The sequence below is a fragment of the Endozoicomonas sp. ONNA2 genome (genome assembly GCF_024606365.1).
GTDB lineage: Bacteria > Pseudomonadota > Gammaproteobacteria > Pseudomonadales > Endozoicomonadaceae > Endozoicomonas.
In genome coordinates this window covers 1-1718 of the sequence record NZ_JAHHPO010000053.1, presented here as the reverse complement: position 1 = coordinate 1718, position 1718 = coordinate 1, and the positions used below count along the sequence as shown (strand labels likewise).

Below are 1718 nucleotides of genomic sequence, written 5' to 3'. Positions count from 1 at the left end.
CTCTAACCCTTGATATCATTGATGGTAATCAATTTATCGGGAATTGCTGGCTCATTGCCAGTATGATCACTGCAGAAGGGTTTGTTACGCAGTCCTGGTTTCAGGGGAAGCTTCATAACTTCTGGGGTAGTTATCACAAATGGCTGGAAACAGGCCATTGGCGTACATATCAAGTGGTCGCCCGCTTCATGCAGCTTTGTTGTCTCACCGTTCCCGAAATACAACCGTTGTTCCTTGTCATTGATGACTCCTTCGTTCTGCGTTTTAGTGAAAAGGCGCCGGGCAGTGCTATTGCCTTTCAACATGCCCACAAGCTTAACCAGGCTCGATATGTTCTGGGGCAGTGCTTTGTTTACCTGTGTATGATTCAGGAGCGCCCGACAGATGAAGTGCCTACGGCCATACCCTGGCTGGCACGTATGCCATCGGAAGGCGGTAATACCAGTAAACTGTTTACAGCAAAGGCTCTACTGCGCTTCACACACTCGGTCATCGGTGAACGATTTACGTATGTACTTCTGGATTGCTGGTTTATGCGGAGCCATGTGATCAAACACATTCAGAATCTGGGGTACCATGCCATAGGCCAGTGCAGGCATGATCTCGCCCTGTTTTCACCTCCCTTGCCGGAGCCCAAACGCCGTGGTAAACCCAGGATTTATGGGGAACAACTCACGAAGGAACGGGTTCAGCAGCTTCCGGAACATAAGGTTAAAATGCATCTCTACGGGAGGATCCGAACGGTGTATTACCGAAGTTGCCTATGTCGCGCCAGAATTCTCAAAGGGCAAGAAGTTATTGCCGTCTGGACAGAGTTCGAGCACAAGGGGAAACGCCGTAAAACGCGGTTGATACTATCAACAGACACAACGCTGGATGCTATGACTGTCCTCCGCCATTATGCACTTAGGTGGCCGATAGAGCCCGGGTTCAATCAGATTAAAAATTTATTTGGTGTTCGTCAGCTGTGGCAAAGCAAGAGACATACCCTGTATCGCTGGCTAAATATACGACTGATGGCTTATGGCCTGTTGGAGCTCCTAACTATCCGGGCTGGCAAGCTGGCACGAAACATAGTGAATCAGCCTTGGCGTTCAGAGGATGTCATCACAGCGGGTATGACCCGGGCAGGGCTTAAAGAGTTGATAGCACAATTTAACATACGTTCATGCAGCACCTGTAAGTCAGAGATATTCAAGTTCCCGGGTATCGAAAATATACCTGACACTAAGGCAACGATGTCAGAGGCGGCATAATTCGCCTGACCAGCCCTATATTTTTACTTGAAAACGGTGTTTTAAAATATCGTGATAGGGGCGGTTTGGCTCTAAACTCGAGTTTTTTAGATTAAAGTCAGGCAAAGATTTCGCAATCAAAACAAGAGGTATGGTTTATGTTGCCAGTTAACAACAACCCTGTAATAGAGTATAAAACCAATTCAAAAATAAGCGAATCTAAAAAAAATACTGTTTCATGCTTTTGTACAAAGCATGGAAGGCTTAATTTTACTTATATCCCCAATTATAACGACACAGCTCCAGAAACGAACCAAGTGCTTTCGATTCGATTGACAGAGCGTGTTTTTTGGAAGAGAGATGTTGTTACAGTCTATAGTAAGGATAGATTATTTGGAGTAATAATTGGATTGCAGGACTGTAGAGAAGCTCCTGAATTCGTATAATAAATGCATAACCTCTGTAACCAGAGGGTTGCCACAG

1 protein-coding gene is annotated in these 1718 nt (G+C 45.7%); it reads left to right on the top strand.

The window, feature by feature from the left end:
• Positions 1-1256: transposase (locus KDK14_RS00835; protein WP_257263119.1), on the top strand; the 1256-nt coding region annotated here is incomplete at its 5' end.
• Positions 1257-1718: the final 462 nt, after the last annotated feature.